Origin of the sequence: Phormidium sp. CCY1219, assembly GCF_035615515.1 — a bacterium.
Taxonomy (GTDB): Bacteria; Cyanobacteriota; Cyanobacteriia; order Cyanobacteriales; family Laspinemataceae; genus CCY1219.
Genome location: NZ_JAJENT010000533.1, coordinates 13,684 through 31,229, shown reverse-complemented (window position 1 = coordinate 31,229; position 17,546 = coordinate 13,684). Strand labels below are relative to the sequence as shown.

Below are 17,546 nucleotides of genomic sequence, written 5' to 3'. Positions count from 1 at the left end.
CTTCAGGCGCTTTACTAATGTAACAACCCCATTCGGGAATGTCAACCCTTTTTTGAAAAAATTTTGGATTTTTTTTTCGGTTCTGCCTAAAAGCCTTGCAGGGTGGGGATTTAAGGGACAATAAAACTCGTGATAATCAGTCGTTTTGAGTGGAGGCGGTTTGCATAATGAGTCAAAAAGCGGTTTTACCTCCTTGGATCGTTTTGGATCCAACACTGCGAGGATGGTTGCTAGAAGATATTGGTCGCGGCGATCGCACCAGTGGCAGCCTCTATATAGGAGAAGCTCCCTGGGGTGTCGGCGAGTGGCTCGTCAAAGAGCCTGGAGTCATTGCAGGATTAGAAGTCGCTCGTCGCGTCTTCTATCTGTTAGAGTCGCAAGTCAAGTTTGAACCATCCGTTGCGGAAGGTGAATTTTCTGAGCAAGGACAGACGATCGCTCGCTTAGAAGGCCCACTTGATACCCTGCTCATGGGAGAACGAGTTGCCCTTAATTTAGTCATGCGTCTGAGTGGCATTGCCACTGTCACCCGCCAGTATGTGGAGAAAATTGCCGATCTCCCGGTGCAGCTTGTGGACACTCGCAAGACAACCCCGGGACTTAGGCTCCTTGAAAAGTACGCCACTCAAGTGGGTGGAGCCAGGAATCATCGCATGGGACTGGATGACGCTGTAATGATCAAAGACAATCACATTGTCGCTGCAGGGGGGATTGGCGCGGCGATCGCGTCGATTCGTTCCCAAATTCCCTACCCCTTAACCATCGAGGTCGAAACGGAAACCCTCGCCGATGTGGAAACAGCTCTCAAACATGGAGCAGACATTATTATGCTCGATAACATGCCCCTCGATCGGATGCGTCAAGGTGTGGCATTAATTCGTCAGCACAATAACCGGATCCTCATAGAAGCCTCCGGAAACATCACCCTCGACACCATCCGAGCGGTAGCCGAAACCGGCGTGGACTACATCTCCACCAGCGCCCCCATTACTCGCTCTACCTGGCTCGACTTGAGTATGAAAATCCGCTCCTAACCAATAAAAAAGAGGCACTCGGCTGGCTCCGAGCGCCTCTTTGCATCACTAAGATTGTCTTCGTCAAGTGGGCGAGCAGATTTTTCACCAATATTCTGCTCTTGTCAGATTCTCCAGTCCGATCGAACCGAACCATGACGAGGGGGATCTCCCCAACGCCAGTTCTAGAACCCAATTTGCACTCGGTCGGGTCTAGAATTTAAACCGCGTGCGAATCGTTCCCACCCAAACGGTATCGTTCTCCTCATTGTGTTCTGCATTCGTAACCAGGAAAAAGCCCGGAGTAATTTCGATATTACTGCTGAGGCGGTAACGATACAGAGCCTCGAAATGCAACGAGGTATCGGAATCTTCACGCAAATCGAAGTCATTGTCCGTCACTTTCGGCGGTTGACCGACGAGAAAAGCTAAATAGCTGCCATCTTTGCCCACATCGTTAACCACTGCCATTGCGGCCCAGTTCAGGATAGTGGCATTATCGTCATCGCTCACCCCACCGGAACTTTCTTTGGCTTGAGCATTGACCCAACCAAACCAACCCGCTAATTCGATTTGGTCAGTAATCCCTAAACTCCCTTGAGCCGACACAGTATTGGCGGAAGTCGCCACACCCCCAAATGGATTATTGGCAAAACTACTGCCAGTGCTGCCCACCAGACCCGATCCACCGGGATAATAAGAATTAATGTAGGTAATCCCTACTCCTATATTATCCGTAGGCGTGAAGTTGAGCTGAGCTAAGGCAGCATATTCACCGTCAAATAGTCCGTTGCGCGCTGTCGGGGTTGCTGCATCCGGGGCAATATATCCCACATTCACTCCGATCGCATCGCTGAATTGGTAATCGATGTTCAAACCAGCGCCACCACTCCCTTGTCGCAGCACCGGGTTAAACCGTCCAAACCGGGATAGCGCTCCACTGTTACTACTGGCTATGGGGCTATACGGATTAACGAGGGCATCGTAGAATTCCACATTCGCCGCGTCGATTTGTACCGTTACCCTGTCACCCAAAGGAAAACGATAATAAATCTCGTCAATTTCAAAAGCGTTATCCGTATCGGTATCAAACGATAAGCGGGTCATGTTGGTTTCGGTGACGTCGCGTCTGAACCCAGGCATGTTGGCGCTCTGTAACCGAGTTCGCAGGCGATCCTCTCCGGTGAAGCTGGTATCCATTGTCAGACGCACCCGGTTACCAAACGCAAATTCACTTCTATCTCCTTGGGTGGCCCCATCGCCAAAGCTATCGGCGATCGCAAACAAAATGTCACCGCCGAGTTTGGTCGTGGTGGAGAACTGATTGGCTTCTAATTCCGCTACTCTGACTTCGATCGCATCCACTCGCCCCCTCAAGGTCGCCAGTTCCGCACCAAATTCCTCGAGTAACGCCTCAATTGCGCTTAAGTCATTATCTGGTAGCTCTATACTGTCGATGATTTCCTGAATTCGCAGCAAACAGGCATTCAAGCTGGCAGCAAATTCATAGCGGGTCATTGCCCGATTACCCCGATAGGTGCCATCGTCGTACCCTAACAGACATTGGTAACGTTCAGCTAGGGAGCGTAGCGCCTGAAATGCCCAGTCTGTGGGGGCAACATCAGACAGATCCGTCACGGAATTTACTTGCTCTAGGGGGCCTTCATCAAAATTGACTTGCGAATACTGGTTCAGTTCTTGGAGTAAAGTCCCCGGTGGATCTGCTGTAGCTGGGTTGGACTCCACCGGGGAACCTGTAGCTGATACAGTTCCCTGTGCTGCCTTGCCTGAGCTGTAGTCTAGGTTATCTCCAGAGTATTGCTTGAGTTGTTGTAGCAAATTCTCTTCCTGGTTTGCCACCGCAGACGGGGACTCGGAAACTGCCGAGTTGGCGGGTACTTCGGTTGCCATTCCTTGGTTGGACAGTAGCAATGCCGCACTCACGGCTGCCGAACTGAATTGCAGAGTCTGCCAAAACACCCTTGACATCATCATTTTTTCCTCACACCTTGCTAATTAGTGCAACTCAGCTTTTGGGGTGGGAGCTTGCTTCCCGATCGCCTCCTTGGTGTCGGAGACCTGAGAAGCTACCCTAACAGCACCCCAAACTGAAATTTAGCCTGAATGAAATTTAGCATAAAACTGCCTCGGCACGCTGCTCAACCGAGCGAGGATTTTCCAGACTCATAATTTTAAAACTTTTTCACTTAATTTTTTATCAATTTTTTCCTCATCCTATCATAGGTTAAGTCTTGGGTTCCAGATAAAGATGAGGTAATCATCAGGTTAAGAGTTTCCGTGGCTTCCCGGCTGGCTGCTATACCGACAACTAGGCATTGTAAGCTACCTAAAATGGCGATTGTAAATCTTTCCTCTAACCACATACCACCCTAGGAGTGTTTTGGTGATGGTTTTCGGTAAGTCACTGTCAGCGACTCTTTAGCTCCGGCTTGGGTTATAACTGCTCCGCGTTTGCCAGAATCAACCCGGGGGCGATCGCCGTTTGAACACTGTTTACAGCTCGGCTTCAAGCTGTAGAGAGGCAATTTGTGAGCCTATAAAATAGCATTACTGTATTAGAAAAAGTAAACTGCTTTGCATCACCAGCCTATCCAGATTGATGCATTTGACTTTTTTGTGGAAATAGGTATTTTCCCTGTTTCCCTGGAGCTGGTGCATCGAGCTTTAAGTCCTTATAAACTCAGTCATCTTCCCATAAATTTTGGAGGTTTGGCAAGACGCTTTATTTTTATCCTTTCGTCAATTCAAGGGAAGAAATGAACGTAATTGGCGTTAAATTTTATTTTGATGATGATTAACCCGATCGCTTGCAGAAAAAAATTACCGCTCGCTATTGCCGAACATCTGCTATTATAAATAAATTGATAAAGCGGAAGTAATTGGCTCGTATTTTTGGCGCAAATATATGTGACTGATGTCTAACTTGCCTCCGACAAAAACGCGCGATCGCGGCTAATTAAAAATTTCCGGCTTAGCGAAACCTTCCCCCCTCAAACAGACCATTAGATACCCCCAAGGAAGTCTTCCAACATTTTCCCTGGCGACTCATCGAAATAGGGGCACACACCAGTGTCAAACTGTAGGTTTATCCAATCTTTTTTGCAGCAGAGGGGAATAAATTTTGGCAGTGAAACACTCATCGATGACCCGTTACAATGTAAGCGACTCGTTGGCCGATATTAGTAGCATGGTCAGCCATTCGTTCGAGATGACGAATCAGTAATGCTAATAATAGAAGGGGTTCGACTACTCCTTTCACATCTCGCTGATTGGCTAAAGTAGCATAGAGATGATGGTAGGCATCATCAACAATACAGTCTAGCTGTTTGACCCGCTGACCGACTTCAGCATCGAGATCGGCGAGTGCCACCAGACTGGTAGCGAGCATTGCTTGAGCGTGATGGGACATTTCTTCAATTTGAGGCATACAAGGATGCGGGGGATAGGGAAAAAGTTTAACCGCAATTTCAGAAATATCTTGCGCGTAGTCCCCAATGCGCTCTAGGTCTCGCACGAGCTGCATAAAGGCTCCCAGCAAGCGGGAATCCATTGCGGCGGGAGCTTGCAGTGTCATCAAAAGAACGCAGTCTGCCTCAATTTGGCGATAGAAGCGGTCGATTTGTTTATCAATTCCAGCAATTGCCTCAACGGAGGATAAATCTCGGGCAAACAAAGCTTGGTGACTTAGCCGGAAAGAATGTTCCACTAAGGCACCCATTCGCAAAATATCCCGCTCTAAGCGTTTAACTTTTCGCTTAAAATGAGTCAATCTAGAATTAGAATTGGAGGACGAAGGAGTGAGCCGAGCGATGGAAGCCATCGGTAGTTAGAATAAATCTACTAAATCAACAGATTGAAACAACTGCACCCAAAAGCCACAGTTAAAATCGAAAACAGTTAGGAAAACTCCAGCCTCAGAAATGGGGAACGATCGCCCAGGAAGTTCATCAAGTAGAGGGGAGTTTAATTTGCAACCAAGCGCCGCCGGTTTCGGGGTGATTTCGGGCTTTGATGGATCCACCATGAGCGCGAACGATCTGGTCAGCGATCGCCAACCCCAGACCACAACCGGCACTCACCCCAGAAGCCTTGGTTTTTCGGTCGCTAGAGTCAGCAACTTGCCGAGATCTAGCCGGATCTCCGCGATAAAGGCGATCGAACACGTAAGGGAGATCCGAATCACTAAAGCCCGATCCTGAATCTATAATATCGATTTGAACCCAAGCCCGATCCCCAACTTCCACTATCGTAGGCGTTTCTTCTCCAGAAAGCAAAGTGACGATGGCTTGAATGGTGCCGCGATCGGGAGTATAGCGAATGCTATTATCGAGGATATTGAGAAATACGCGGTAGATGCGGGATTCGTCGGCTTGAATCCATACCGCATCTGAGCCAGAATACTCTAGATGTAGCTGTTTTTGACGAGCTAAAGGTTCTAAGGTCTGCCAGACTGACTGAATCAACCCATGGAGTTCCACCGATTTGCAAGCCAGATTGTTCCCGGGATCCACTTCCATTTGGCTGAGTTCTAACCAGTCTTGGACGAGCTGAATCAATCGATTGGTTTCCTCAAACAAACGCTCCACTCTCTGACGCCAAGGAGGCTCCAGACGTCCCTGTAACGCTTCCGCCACTAAGCGAATTGAAGTCAGGGGGGTTTTGAGTTCGTGAGCCAAATCGGAAATCCAGCGGTTGCGGTTTTGAGCGAGGCTGACTAAGGGTTGTCGGTTTTCTAAAAACACCCCCACTTGACCGTTATTTAAGGGGCAGCTATGTCCGCGCAGGGTGAGCGATCGCGTTTTCCCCACATCCGATCCGCTTTGACACGCCGGATGAAATACCCACTCTCGCATTTGAGGCTTTTGTTGCTGACGAGTGGTCTCGATCAGTTGATCTAACTCGTAGGATCGCACGAACTTCAGCAGCAACCGAGGCGAGTGGGGTTCCCATTTTTGAATCTGCAAAAGCTGTTGTGCTTGCTCGTTACACCACAAGAGCTGGTTTTCTTCATCCACCTGAAGATATCCAATCGGGGCGAGTTGCACTAATTGATGCCAGGTTTGCAGTTGTACCTCTAGCTCTTGTTGCTCTTGTCTGATTAAGGAAATAGCTCGCCGCAGACGCGACATCATTGGCATATATAAGCCAAACGAATCCATTGGCAATCCACCCAAAAATTGCCGCAACTGTTTGCGGAGCCATAATTGCTCGCCCAGCCAAAACCCCATCCCTAGGGCAAGTCCGAGGAAAAATGCGACTAAAGCCATCTAGCCTGATTTCTCCTTAATCATTGAAAGCAAATGCGGCTCAGCCATCGAATCCGAGCGGATATTTCCTTAAACTGGGCAGTGGAAATCGGCCAAATTCTGCTATAGTGACCCGATCGCCTATTTCTCGAGCTTGTGCGCGAATGGCTGATGGCTAATCGCTACCTTTTATCCTAACCGATAGCCAAACCCCCTGACGGTAATAATGTACTCTGGCTGACTCGGATCCCGTTCTAATTTCTCTCGCAACCAGCGAATGTGGACGTCAACCGTTTTGCTATCCCCAACAAAATCTGCTCCCCACACGCGATCGAGCAACTGATCCCGGGACCACACCCGTCGCGGATAACTCATAAATAGCTCCAGCAAGCGAAACTCTTTGGGCGAGAGATTGACTTGACGATCGCCCACGGTAACTCTGCACTCTTGTGGCGACAAAGTAATCTCGCCAAACTTGAGCAGTGGTGGCTCTGGCAAACCGTTTAACCGTTGGCGGCGCAGCAACGCCCGACACCGCGCAATTAACTCGCGCATACTAAACGGTTTCGTCAAATAGTCATCTGCTCCGACTTCCAATCCTAAAACGCGATCGGTTTCACTGCCTTTAGCACTAAGAATCAAAATCGGCACTGGGTTTCCTTGATGACGTAATAACCGACACAAATCCAGCCCGTTAACTTGAGGCAGCATCAGATCCAACACAATTAGATCGAATGGAAATTCTCCTGGCATAACCTCTGTGCCATAGAAACAGTTCAGGGCGCTTTGTCCGTCGGCGGCAATTGTGACCTCGTAACCTTCTTCTTCTAACGCGAGAACCAGCATTTCCCGAATCAGGTCTTCATCTTCGACGACTAAGACCCGATTTCCTTGGCTGAGTTCTGGTCTGGGAAGATTTGTGGTCGCTTCCAGAGAAAACATGGTTAGTGATTGTTGTTTCTAATACCATCCCCATTTTTACAATAAAACGGCCTGTAAATAGAGTTGGCTAATATAACAAAATATGTAGACTTTCAGCTTAGGGCGGGGATCGGTGAGTTGGTATGGGTTTTCACCCCTCCCCTCTCGGCACATTTCAGCGCGAAAATTTCCTAACAAAGACGACCCTCCCATTGACGCCGATTCGCCTACAGTGCTTGACCCCAAATGCCGCCATGCCATTATCTGCGCCCTTCCCCTACCGCATCGCCGACCCTCCAGGGTTGCCCAACCTACAGCGTTCATCCACTTGGAGAGTAAATTTTGTGATGCTTTTTATTTGAAAAATCCTCACCCCCAGAGCGTCAGTTTACTAGAGCTGAGTAACCCGTTTTCTTCACAAAAAAGTTACGCGCTTAGCAACCGAGGCGGGTTCCCAAGCCGATTTTAAGTCCAGTTTCTCTCCCACTACACCGTCTCTGTCCGAACAAACATTAAGTCCGAATTAATTTTTGTTGATTTTTGGACTTTTCTGTGATATAATTTTAAACCAAATTTTCAAACAAAATTCAAACTCAAACCTTATTCGGTCAAAGAGAAAAAACCAAACAACGCAGGTAAGAGAGCATACAAATGAGAGCAGTTGGATTCACAAAAAGGAGGGAGAGAAGACTCCTTGGTGAGCTAAACGAGAATTAAGTCAGCAGATTGCAACAGGCGATCGCCAAGAACACTTCAGCGATCGCCGTGGGGCATAATCCGGCTTTGACTGCCAATTGCGGTGGCATTGCAGACCAACTCTGGTTAGGATAAAGTCTGTACGCTTACTCTTATCGATTATGCTGCTGCATTTAAGTACCTGGCCGGAAGTTGAAGCCTATTTGAAGCAATCCACTGGAATTATTTTTCCGATTGGTTCTACGGAACAACATGGTCCGATTGGTGCGATCGGTACCGATGCGATTTGTGCCGAGGCGATCGCCCGAGGCGTAGGTGAAGCCACCCAGGCGATCGTTGCACCGACGATTAACGTGGGGATGGCCCTGCATCATACCGCCTTTCCAGGCACCATCAGTCTACGACCCAGCACCCTGATTCAAGTCATCCGAGATTACGTTACCAGCTTAACCCGGGCGGGATTTACCAAATTTTTCTTTATTAACGGTCACGGCGGCAATATCGCCACCCTGAAAGCGGCTTTTTCCGAAACCTACGCCGTCCTCAACGACTTGCAAGTGCCGAATGGCGATCGCGTCCAATGTCGAGTTGCCAACTGGTTTACCTGTAGCTCAGTGTACAAACTCGCCAAAGAACTCTACGGGAACGAAGAAGGCTCCCATGCCACCCCCAGCGAAGTCGCCGTCACCCAGTATCTCTATCCAGAAGCCATCAAACAAGCCCCCTTGTCAAAAGAAGTCGCCTCCGGACATCCCATCTATGGTGCGGCTGATTTCCGCCGCCGATATCCCGATGGTCGCATGGGGTCTAATTCTGCCTTAGCCACCCCGGAACATGGTAAGCAATTCTACGACTTAGCGGTCAAAGAGCTAAGTAACGCTTACCTAGAATTTCTCAGCGGCGAGTAAAGAGCGATCGCCGCCACCCCGAATCATTATCCCACCGCCCGCCAAATCTTAATCATCTTATCGTGAGAACCACTCGCCAGGAAATGACCATCCGGACTAAACGCCACCGCATTCACCGAATCTAAATGTCCTGAAAGGGTGCCGATGTGTTCTCCGGTTTCCAAATGCCACAACTTAATCGTCTTATCATGGCTACCACTGGCTAGAATCTGCAATCGCGGAGCGATCGCCACGCACAAAACCTGCGCCGTATGACCCCGCAAAGTTCGAGTGGGTGCGGGTCGCGTGCCTCCTTCCGAAGTCGTCTCCTTAAGATGCCACAGCTTAATCGTTTCATCCATACTCCCACTCGCCAATACATGACCATTGCGACTTAACGACACAGAAGTCACTGCCGAATTCCCAATCAGCGTCCGCACCAATTGCAAAGTTTTCACCTGCCAAATCTTAATCGTTTTATCTTCACTCCCACTCACCAAAAGCTCCCCATCCGGACTAAAAGCAATCGAATAAATAAACCCAGAATGCCCGATTAAAGTCCCCACTAACTCTCCCGTTTCCACCTGCCAAATCTTAATCGTTTGGTCTCCACTTCCACTCGCTAAAAGCCGACCATCCGGACTAAAGGCCACCGAATAAATCGACACCGAATGACCCAATAAAGTATTCACCCGTCGGCTAGTTGGCAAATGCCATAACCGCACCCGATAATCCACACAACCACTCGCCAGATATTGATGATCTTGACTGAGCGCCACCGAATAAACCGAAGCCGAATTATCCCGCAGGGTATGAGGCATTCCGTGGGTGCGTCCGCTGCTTTTAAGCTGCCAAATATTAATGCTCTTATCCCAACTACCACTGACTAACGTGTAAGACGATCGCTGACGATTTTCGGGGGTTTGCACTCCAAACACCACAGACACCACCGAGTCTGAATGACCCGTGAGCGTATTCAAGCATTTCCAGTGCGGACGAATTCCATTGCTAGTATTTCGACTCGGTACCGGTAAACCAGTCAACACCACAGGTTGTTCTTCCTCGCTTTGGCGGTTCGATTTCGGAGATACGGAAGGCATATTGTCCTGAATTTTACCTCTCGCCATCCGCCGCTCGAAAGCTGAAGTTTCCCCTTCTCGTTCTTGACTGTTTTCTAATAATTTTAAAACCGTCTCTACTTTCGGATCCCTAGCAGGTAATTCTCTTTCCGTTTCCCGATTTAATTCATCATCAATGACACTCAGCCCCACTTTCTGTTGCGACCACTCTCTGAGTTCTTGGCGCAGAATATCAATATCAAAATCAATGATTTGCACAGCTCCAAGACAGGTTTGAGGATTGTCTAACACTTCCGTCACCTGCTGCACTAGGTTCTGGATATCACGTTCACTCTTAAATACCTCCCACTCAAAATCGGCAAATTTTTCAGTTTCGGCAGATAAAAATGCCGATATTTCCGGATGATTTTTAATAGAATCTGCCAAAAGCAAACTAACAAAAGGCAACCAATCTCCTCGAAAGCTTTCTTGCCAAATGCCGGGTAATGCTTCTAGATAAAGCTCGGATTCAATTGTTCTTTTGAGTTCCCGTAATTGAGAGCTGCGGCTTCGAGAATTCAGACCGCAGATTTCCTGGGAATTTCCGCATAAAATGGGAAGAGAGGTGGTGGGTTTGAAGGATCGGTTGCTATTTAGGGTGCCAGTGGCTTCTTTTCTGCAAGCTGCGATGCGCCTTTTTAGCCACGCTTGGATTTGTTGTTGGTCTGTGGTTCGCACCTTTTCATTGGGTGCCATATGATGGGCTTGTTGCAGATGGGAAGGGTGGATGGCGAAAGTAATACCTTTGAGCAGGGCGTCTAGGAGAGCCAGTCGAGCCTGGGCGTATTTTGGCAGGAAGAAACCCGATCGCCAAGTGACGAATAACTGGCTCAATTGTGTTGGGGAAAGATTGCCCAACAGTCCCGAATTCAGAGTACCTGTGATTTTCCCACCGAAGAGAGAGGCACCCCAAAGTAAGGCGCTTAGTTCATCTAGCACCGATTGTCTCCCGATCGCCTGTGATTTTGTTGCCATTCAACCGCAATAAATTTTTTGTGCAGCGCTCGATTTGTTTCAATCCCCCTTTACGCCAGTGGTAATTCCATTTTAAAATTTAGACTCGAAAGTGTAGAGCGCCGATGCACTGCTAGAACCTAGTGGGAAAGCAGTGTAGGAACTACAGCCTCGGGCAGATTGGCTGCCGTGTGTTTGCTGTAGGTGTTTTCAAATTCGCAACAACATTGAATTTCATCCAGGACTTTAGAATACTGGATCTTCAAAATCAAATTCATCGTTAAAGTCATCATCGTCAGTGGTGGTAGACTCGTCAACCCCGCCATTGCTCGAGGCGATCGCCACCGACGGTGAAGCCGAAGCGCTAGGGATGGCGGAAATGCCCTGATTCGGCGGACCGGGAATGGCTTCCACGATCGCATCGAGAACTCTAGCCACGGGCAGAATTTCCATTCCCAAATCTGGCGGTACTTGCCCTTTGGGAATAATGGCTCGCTTAAAACCGAGTTTGCCCGCTTCGCGCAGGCGCAGTTCTAACTGAGAGACTGGTCGGACTTGACCGCCCAAACCCACTTCCCCGATAATCACCGTATGGGGATCGACTACGCGATCGCGAAAAGAAGCCACCACGGCGATCGCCACCCCCAAATCCGCTGCCGGTTCGCTGACACTAATCCCGCCCACGGATCCGAGATAAGTATCCAACTTAGAAAGCGGTACCCCCACCCGTTTTTCCAATACTGCCAGAATTTGCACCAAACGATTGCTGTCAACCCCGGTGGTGGCTCGACGGGGGGATCCAAAACTGGCGGGACTGACCAAAGCTTGCAATTCCACTACAATCGGACGGGTTCCTTCACAAGCCACAATGGTGGAAGAACCGGAGACAAATTCCTCGCGACTGCCCAAAAACAGTTCTGACGGGTTAGGGACTTCTTTCAGCCCGTGAGCCACCATTTCAAAGACGCCGATTTCGTGAGTGGCTCCAAAGCGGTTTTTCATGGAGCGCAGCAGACGATGACTGGCAAAGCGATCGCCCTCAAAAAACAGTACCGTATCCACCAAATGTTCCAGAACCCTCGGTCCGGCAATCCCCCCTTCTTTGGTGACGTGCCCCACAATAAACAGAGTAATGTTCTCCCGCTTCGCCACCTGCATCAACGCCGAGGTACATTCTCGGACTTGTGCCACGGATCCCGGTGCCGAGGTTAACGAGGGAAAGAAAATGGTTTGGATACTGTCCACCACGGCTAAATTCGGTTTCAGGGATTCCAACTCGCGCAAAATTTCTTCTAAGTCGGTTTCTGGAAGCAGATAAAATTGAGATTCTTTGTGGGGGCGTTTAGATCGAGGGGACTCGGAGGTTTGTTTGGGATTGTCGGTGGTAGGGTTCGAGGGGGTTTGTGCGGGGATGGGTTCTGCTTGGGAAACGGAATGGCGATCGCGATCGCTGGAGGATTGCGAACTATCCTGCTGGCCATTTTCGGATGTGGAGGATGCGCTTTTTTCTTCCTCCTCATCGGAGTCCAGGTTTCCAAGCAAGCGCTGGGCACGCAATTTGACCTGCTGTCCCGACTCCTCGGCGGATACGTAAAGAATGCGCGACCTGTAGGAGAGGTTATTGGCAACTTGCAACAGCAGAGTTGATTTACCAATTCCGGGTTCGCCGCCAATTAAGACTAACGAACCCGGAACGATGCCACCGCCGAGAACCCGATCCATTTCGCCATAGCCCGAGGAACAGCGACTCACGGTTTGGTCAGCAATCTGATTTAATTTGACAGAGGAGCGGGGTTGCCCGGAGGATTTGGATTTGGGTTTCGTGCCGTCTCGCATCCAGGAACTGGCGTTCAAACTGGGACGAGCGGCGTTGGCGGAAGAGGGCAAAACCTCTTCGATCAAGGAACCATAGGTATCGCAGGCAGAACATTTACCAAACCATTGGGCAAATTCGGCTCCGCACTCTTCACAAACATATTGGGTTCGCTGCTTGGGCATTCGTTATCTCTATCGACCCTATTGGACATCAGATGGATAGTCAAAAAGCTTGAGACCTACCTTGGGTAAGAACTTCAGATGAAGCTATGGTGCTGAATATGAGACAATTCAAATGGTACAGTATTAAAAATTAAGAATTACAAAAGACGCTAAAGGAGCCTTGAGTATCTTGGAAAACCTTAAGGAAAAGATACTGGTTGTCGATGACGAAGCAAGTATCCGTCGGATCCTGGAGACCCGCCTTTCGATGATTGGCTATGATGTGGTAACGGCGGCAGATGGGGAAGAAGCGTTAGAGACTTTTCGCATGGAAGTTCCCGATCTAGTGGTTTTGGATGTGATGATGCCGAAGCTAGATGGCTATGGCGTTTGTCAGGAACTGCGGAAAGAATCCGATGTCCCCATCATTATGCTAACAGCCCTGGGAGATGTGGCTGACCGGATCACGGGTCTGGAGTTAGGCGCGGATGATTATGTGGTCAAGCCGTTTTCGCCAAAAGAACTGGAAGCTCGCATCCGATCGGTGTTGCGTCGCGTGGAGAAAACCGGTGCGCCGGGGATTCCGAGTTCTGGGGTGATTCAGGTTAGTTCGATAAAAATCGATACGAATAAGCGGCAGGTTTACAAGGGTGATGAGCGGATTCGCCTGACGGGGATGGAGTTTAGTTTGCTCGAATTGTTGGTGAGCAAGTCGGGAGAACCGTTCTCGCGATCGGAAATTTTGCAGGAGGTTTGGGGTTACACGCCAGAGCGTCATGTGGATACGCGGGTGGTGGATGTCCATATTTCCCGCTTGAGAGCGAAGTTGGAAGAGGATCCGAGCAATCCAGAGTTGATTTTGACGGCGAGGGGAACGGGTTATTTGTTTCAGCGGATTCTGGAACCGGATGAGATATGAAGCGGGAAGGGGGAAGTCATGGTGGATGGCTTTTCCCTTGCTGGGGTTCTGGGGGTTTGAGGATGGGGAGCGATCTGGGGCGATTTTTGCAGTGAAAATAGATGTTGGGTAAGACGCGATCGAGTATGGCTCAATCAGATGGATCGGAGATATTGCGTCGCTTACCTCTGGTTGCTGGGGGTTTGGGAGGCGTTTTGTTGGGGGTAAACCGCTTGCTGACGCCGGGAGTTACGGAGGCGCAAGCGCGATCGGATGCTTTGGGAGTGATTTTAAGCGCGCTGTTGGTGTTGACGGGTTTACTGTGGCAACAGGTGCAGCCGCGATCGCCGGAGGCGGTGGAGTTGAAGGGCGAATCGGGGTTTGAACTGGCACCGGATTTGCCGGAGGCGGTTCAGACGGAATTGGCTTGGGCGTCGCATTTGTTGCTGACGAATACGGTAACGAGGTCTGTGGTGGTGTTTTATGGGGGACGGGTGCTGCTGCGGCGGGGGGTTTTGCCACCCAAGTCGCAGGTGACGCCGGGAGCGATTTTGCAAAGAGCGATGGAACGGCAAAAGGCAATTTATTTGGTGGAGTTGAAGCTTTATCCGGGTCGTGTTGAGTTTGATTATTTGCCGGAAAATACTCAGGGGGTTATTTGTCAGCCTTTGGGCGATCGCGGTGTTTTGATTTTGGGGGCAAATGCTCCGCGCAGTTACACGAAGCAAGATGAACGGTGGGTTGAGGGGATTGCTGACAAATTGGCGGTGACGCTGAGTCAAGGTTTATCGGATAATGATGTTGCACCTGCTGAAGGTTAGTGGTTTATGGCTATTTTGTATTGGGTACTGGTTGCAGTGATGGCGATCGGTGTTATCGGCGCTGTGGTTCCTGGAGTTCCGGGGTCGAGTTTGATTCTCGGCGCGATCGCGATCTGGGCTGTGTTTAATGAGAATGGGTTGAGTAGTGTGGGTTTGGCTCTGGGAGTGGCAATGGGGGTTTTGCTGCTCAGTGTGGGCATCGATTTGTTGGCTACCTATTGGGGGGCGAAACGCGCCGGGGCGAGTAAATGGGGTCAAATTGGGGCGATCGTTGGCTTTGTTTTGGGCTTTTTTGGTTTATTGCCGGCTTGGCTGATTGGCGGTCCGTTGCTGGGTATTTTTATTGGCCCTTTGTTAGGGGCGATAATTGGCGAGTATCTCTATCGGAAGGATTTGGCGATCGCTGTCAAAGCCGGAATTGGGGTGGTGGTGAGTTCCCTAATTGGCAATTTTATTCAAGGCTTTTTGGCTCTGGCAGCAGTTATTGTATTTCTCGTTACCAATTGGCCTCCGCCCGGGTTTGGGGTCTAGCTATAGCAGCGATCGCTCCAACGGTTCTGCAGGTTATCTCGACCAACGAGTGCCTCGCCAAATCATAAAAAATAAAGCACTAGATACCAAAGCACCGAGATTCCATTTCACCGAATTTTTCAATAAATTAACTCGCTGATTTTGCCGGACTTGTTGAGTTTGCGTCTGCACCTGTTCTCTGGCTTGAGGAATTCTAGACAAAATCTCGTTTTTCAAACCCTCTGTATTGGTACTATCCACCGACAAACCCAATCGGTTAAGTTCCAGTGCCAAAGTTTGCAATTGTTCGGTGCTACCTTGACTGACCTGTTGCTCGATCGCTTCGAGTTGTTCTAGCTGCTGTTGCGATTGAACGGTAATTTGCTGATTGTTAATCCGATTCAAACGCAAGGTATTATTAATCCCTAACGGCACGAATAACAGGGAAACCACTGCCAGCAACAGACAAACCCAGGACAGTAATTTCAATAAAATATCTTCTAAGCCCGTGCGGTTGTAGTCTTCCCCAAAAAACACCAAGGCAAATCCCAATAAAGGCACTGGCGCTCTTTCCACCAACGCGCCCATCGTCTGCAACTCCCAATTGGGATTCATAAAATTGGGAGAAATAAACACCTGAATGGTGTCAAATAAGGCTAACACTAATAACCCATACCCCACCATCCGGATTCGACCGATTGAGCGCAATTGGTCACCGCTAAAGCGCAAAAGCTCTTCCACCGAGCGACTGACATCAAATCCTTCAGATTTACTCATAATATTGGCACCCTTATTTTAGGTAAAGTTTAAGTACAGCTTTAAGAGGGCGGAAAGCGTGGCTGCCACCAACGATACCATGAAACCCAGACAGATTCTAAAATTGAATAGGAATTTTCTGGAGAGTTCTTATCTAAGGGGATAGATAGAACAGTTAACATACACCGAAAATCTCTGAGTTTTTGTTGTCCCAACAACCACGGTAAAAGGCGATCGACCTGTAGGTCGTAGGCATTTCGGTTTTTCCTAAACTGTTCCCCGCTAACCGTGCTACCTCCTCGCGGATTAATACAAGAAGCCAGATAAGCTTGTTCTCCCGTTTCAGATACCCCGTAAAATCCTATCTCCTCTTGGTGACGTATGGTTAGTTTAGCAGCCGATGCCTCAATATCGAGATGTGTTTGCATTAATTTTTCCACATTCCCACCAGTATTTGTTACGTAGCGCATCTGTATTTCCAGGGGCAGGTTATTTTGAATGTAGAAATATTGTCCCCCGGAAATGAGGCTTTCGTTTTCATTGACCTCTAGGGGCAAACTCTCTTCAAACTGCCAATCCGCTAACGGAACAGCCGTTGGAAAAACAAACGGCGTAAACCCAGCACTCTCGATTGGAGGAGAGAAAATTAACTTTCCCAGAACTGCGATCGCACCACCCAAGGTAGCGGCTAGCAGCACAATCCTGACAGATTTCCAGTGTAATTTTTTAGGAATTAACATTTGTCTGCATTGTGGCTTTCGGGTTCATTTCGCAGGATAAAAAACCAGCAAAATATGCCTAAAATAACGACACCTATCATCGAAAAAATTAAAGATCCATCGCCGTAATGCCAGTATTCAAATGCAGTTTTACTGGAATAGGCCACTAAAAAAGCCATCAGGGCAACCCGCACTCCATTTACTGCAAATCCTGCCACTATGGCAACGATCGGGACTAATATCTTCTGCTTCCAGTTGGTGGGAAACATAAACAAGAAAAGGAATGCTAACCCAAGTAACTGAAGAATTGCGCTGTAGCCAGAACAGCCAGAATAAACTTCTATGCTACCTGTGGGCAGATTAACGTAAATGCCGTCTTGCTCGACCTGAAACCCCATATACCACAAAACAAACGCCGCAAATTTCGCGGTGAAGGGAGAAATATCAAAAATCTGCAATAAAAGCCCGGTGGAGATGGAGATAAAGCCTAAAATGAACAGTTCTTGCCAATAGTAGGCTAATCGTTTCCAACCGGAACTGAGCAGGGCTAGCCCCACTCCCGATAAAAAAGGTGAAATGCGAAGGAACAAGTCATACTCGCCCAGGTTAACGCTTTTCAACAGCACTAACCCAATCAGTAACGTTCCTAAAATGCTGGATATAACATCGCTTTCCAGATTCAAATCTTGATGTTTTTCCCAGACTAAAAATGCAGCAGCTCCCCAGAAAAGAAGGCTGGTACCCACCACATCAACCGGGGCATGTCTCCACATCAATGTCAGGTTAACAGCCATTAAACCTACTGCAATGCCCAGCAACCAATATTTAGGTTCTTTTAAATCTTGAATCGAAGTCATATTCCACACTTTGCACTTGATTCGCAGGTTAAGTTTTACATTGAGGCCGATTTTCGTTATGCCAATGTAATCGCGGATCCCATGCAGAAAGCTGCATGTGGGCGGATTGAGTTAAGCAAAAGCAGTTGGCAACGGTGCCAACTGCTCTAGTT

General features: G+C 48.8%; 14 protein-coding genes. 5 read left to right on the top strand and 9 right to left on the bottom strand.

Annotated elements, in window-relative coordinates; all coding sequences use genetic code 11:
• The first annotated feature begins 167 nt into the window (after positions 1 to 167).
• Entirely contained in the window at positions 168 to 1,034 is an 867-nt protein-coding gene (gene nadC, locus LKK83_RS14720) for a carboxylating nicotinate-nucleotide diphosphorylase (protein WP_324631946.1), read from the top strand.
• A gap of 192 nt (positions 1,035 to 1,226) precedes the next feature.
• On the opposite strand, the gene LKK83_RS14715 is transcribed toward nadC, so the two are convergent.
• The 4 genes from LKK83_RS14715 to LKK83_RS14700 all read right to left on the bottom strand — a co-directional run bounded on the left by LKK83_RS14715 (position 1,227) and on the right by LKK83_RS14700 (position 7,222).
• Entirely contained in the window at positions 1,227 to 3,008 is a 1,782-nt protein-coding gene (locus tag LKK83_RS14715) for an iron uptake porin (RefSeq protein ID WP_324631945.1), read from the bottom strand.
• 1,162 nt (positions 3,009 to 4,170) lie between these two features.
• Positions 4,171 to 4,854 (bottom strand): phosphate signaling complex protein PhoU, encoded by a 684-nt coding sequence (phoU, locus tag LKK83_RS14710; protein ID WP_324631944.1) that lies wholly within the window; start codon positions 4,852 to 4,854, stop codon positions 4,171 to 4,173.
• 127 nt (positions 4,855 to 4,981) lie between these two features.
• A complete protein-coding gene (locus LKK83_RS14705) occupies positions 4,982 to 6,301 on the bottom strand; it encodes a sensor histidine kinase (RefSeq protein WP_324631943.1) in 1,320 nt (439 codons plus the stop codon).
• Positions 6,302 to 6,469: 168 nt separating this feature from the next.
• Entirely contained in the window at positions 6,470 to 7,222 is a 753-nt protein-coding gene (locus LKK83_RS14700; RefSeq protein WP_324631942.1) for a response regulator transcription factor, read from the bottom strand.
• An 836-nt stretch (positions 7,223 to 8,058) separates the two neighbouring features.
• Here LKK83_RS14700 and LKK83_RS14695 point away from each other — a divergent pair.
• Positions 8,059 to 8,805, top strand: coding sequence for a creatininase family protein (locus LKK83_RS14695; protein ID WP_324631941.1), 747 nt, complete (start codon positions 8,059 to 8,061; stop codon positions 8,803 to 8,805).
• Between the two features lie 26 nt (positions 8,806 to 8,831).
• On the opposite strand, the gene LKK83_RS14690 is transcribed toward LKK83_RS14695, so the two are convergent.
• On the bottom strand, positions 8,832 to 10,877 hold the full coding sequence (locus LKK83_RS14690) for a WD40 repeat domain-containing protein (protein ID WP_324631939.1): 2,046 nt from the start codon (positions 10,875 to 10,877) through the stop codon (positions 8,832 to 8,834).
• A 225-nt stretch (positions 10,878 to 11,102) separates the two neighbouring features.
• Positions 11,103 to 12,854, bottom strand: a complete 1,752-nt coding sequence (gene radA, locus LKK83_RS14685) for a DNA repair protein RadA (RefSeq protein ID WP_324631938.1) — start codon at positions 12,852 to 12,854, stop codon at positions 11,103 to 11,105.
• 169 nt (positions 12,855 to 13,023) lie between these two features.
• On the opposite strand from radA, the gene rpaB reads away from it, so the two are divergent.
• From rpaB to LKK83_RS14670, 3 genes are all read left to right on the top strand, one after another.
• Complete coding sequence (rpaB, locus tag LKK83_RS14680; RefSeq protein WP_324631937.1) at positions 13,024 to 13,752, top strand: response regulator transcription factor RpaB; 729 nt, start codon at positions 13,024 to 13,026, stop codon at positions 13,750 to 13,752.
• A 125-nt stretch (positions 13,753 to 13,877) separates the two neighbouring features.
• Positions 13,878 to 14,552, top strand: coding sequence for a cofactor assembly of complex C subunit B (locus LKK83_RS14675; RefSeq protein WP_324631936.1), 675 nt, complete (start codon positions 13,878 to 13,880; stop codon positions 14,550 to 14,552).
• A gap of 6 nt (positions 14,553 to 14,558) precedes the next feature.
• Positions 14,559 to 15,083 carry a DUF456 domain-containing protein gene (locus LKK83_RS14670; RefSeq protein ID WP_324631935.1) on the top strand — a complete coding sequence of 175 codons (525 nt, stop codon included), beginning with the start codon at positions 14,559 to 14,561 and terminating at the stop codon, positions 15,081 to 15,083.
• Between the two features lie 33 nt (positions 15,084 to 15,116).
• Here the strand turns inward: LKK83_RS14670 and hpsJ-A are convergent, their stop codons facing one another.
• Genes hpsJ-A through crtA form a run of 3 tightly spaced genes read right to left on the bottom strand, consistent with a single transcriptional unit; the run spans position 15,117 to position 17,394 of the window.
• Positions 15,117 to 15,839, bottom strand: a complete 723-nt coding sequence (gene hpsJ-A / locus LKK83_RS14665; protein WP_324631934.1) for an HpsJ-like protein, cyanoexosortase A-associated — start codon at positions 15,837 to 15,839, stop codon at positions 15,117 to 15,119.
• A 41-nt stretch (positions 15,840 to 15,880) separates the two neighbouring features.
• The gene (locus LKK83_RS14660; protein WP_324631933.1) at positions 15,881 to 16,558 is read right to left on the bottom strand and encodes a cyanoexosortase A system-associated protein; all 678 of its coding nucleotides are present in this window, start codon (positions 16,556 to 16,558) and stop codon (positions 15,881 to 15,883) included.
• A complete protein-coding gene (gene crtA, locus LKK83_RS14655; protein ID WP_324631932.1) occupies positions 16,552 to 17,394 on the bottom strand; it encodes a cyanoexosortase A in 843 nt (280 codons plus the stop codon). The genes LKK83_RS14660 and crtA overlap by 7 nt, the downstream gene beginning before the upstream one ends.
• Positions 17,395 to 17,546: the final 152 nt, after the last annotated feature.

Excerpts from the sequence above, each read along its gene's own strand:
- nadC (WP_324631946.1), top strand. The coding sequence starts at position 168 with ATGAGTCAAAAAGCGGTTTTACCTCCTTGGATCGTTTTGGATCCAACA.
- LKK83_RS14715 (WP_324631945.1), bottom strand. The coding sequence starts at position 3,008 with ATGATGATGTCAAGGGTGTTTTGGCAGACTCTGCAATTCAGTTCGGCA.
- phoU (WP_324631944.1), bottom strand. The coding sequence starts at position 4,854 with ATGGCTTCCATCGCTCGGCTCACTCCTTCGTCCTCCAATTCTAATTCT.
- LKK83_RS14705 (WP_324631943.1), bottom strand. The coding sequence starts at position 6,301 with ATGGCTTTAGTCGCATTTTTCCTCGGACTTGCCCTAGGGATGGGGTTT.
- LKK83_RS14700 (WP_324631942.1), bottom strand. The coding sequence starts at position 7,222 with ATGTTTTCTCTGGAAGCGACCACAAATCTTCCCAGACCAGAACTCAGC.
- LKK83_RS14695 (WP_324631941.1), top strand. The coding sequence starts at position 8,059 with ATGCTGCTGCATTTAAGTACCTGGCCGGAAGTTGAAGCCTATTTGAAG.
- LKK83_RS14690 (WP_324631939.1), bottom strand. The coding sequence starts at position 10,877 with ATGGCAACAAAATCACAGGCGATCGGGAGACAATCGGTGCTAGATGAA.
- radA (WP_324631938.1), bottom strand. The coding sequence starts at position 12,854 with ATGCCCAAGCAGCGAACCCAATATGTTTGTGAAGAGTGCGGAGCCGAA.
- LKK83_RS14675 (WP_324631936.1), top strand. The coding sequence starts at position 13,878 with ATGGCTCAATCAGATGGATCGGAGATATTGCGTCGCTTACCTCTGGTT.
- LKK83_RS14670 (WP_324631935.1), top strand. The coding sequence starts at position 14,559 with ATGGCTATTTTGTATTGGGTACTGGTTGCAGTGATGGCGATCGGTGTT.
- hpsJ-A (WP_324631934.1), bottom strand. The coding sequence starts at position 15,839 with ATGAGTAAATCTGAAGGATTTGATGTCAGTCGCTCGGTGGAAGAGCTT.
- LKK83_RS14660 (WP_324631933.1), bottom strand. The coding sequence starts at position 16,558 with ATGTTAATTCCTAAAAAATTACACTGGAAATCTGTCAGGATTGTGCTG.
- crtA (WP_324631932.1), bottom strand. The coding sequence starts at position 17,394 with ATGACTTCGATTCAAGATTTAAAAGAACCTAAATATTGGTTGCTGGGC.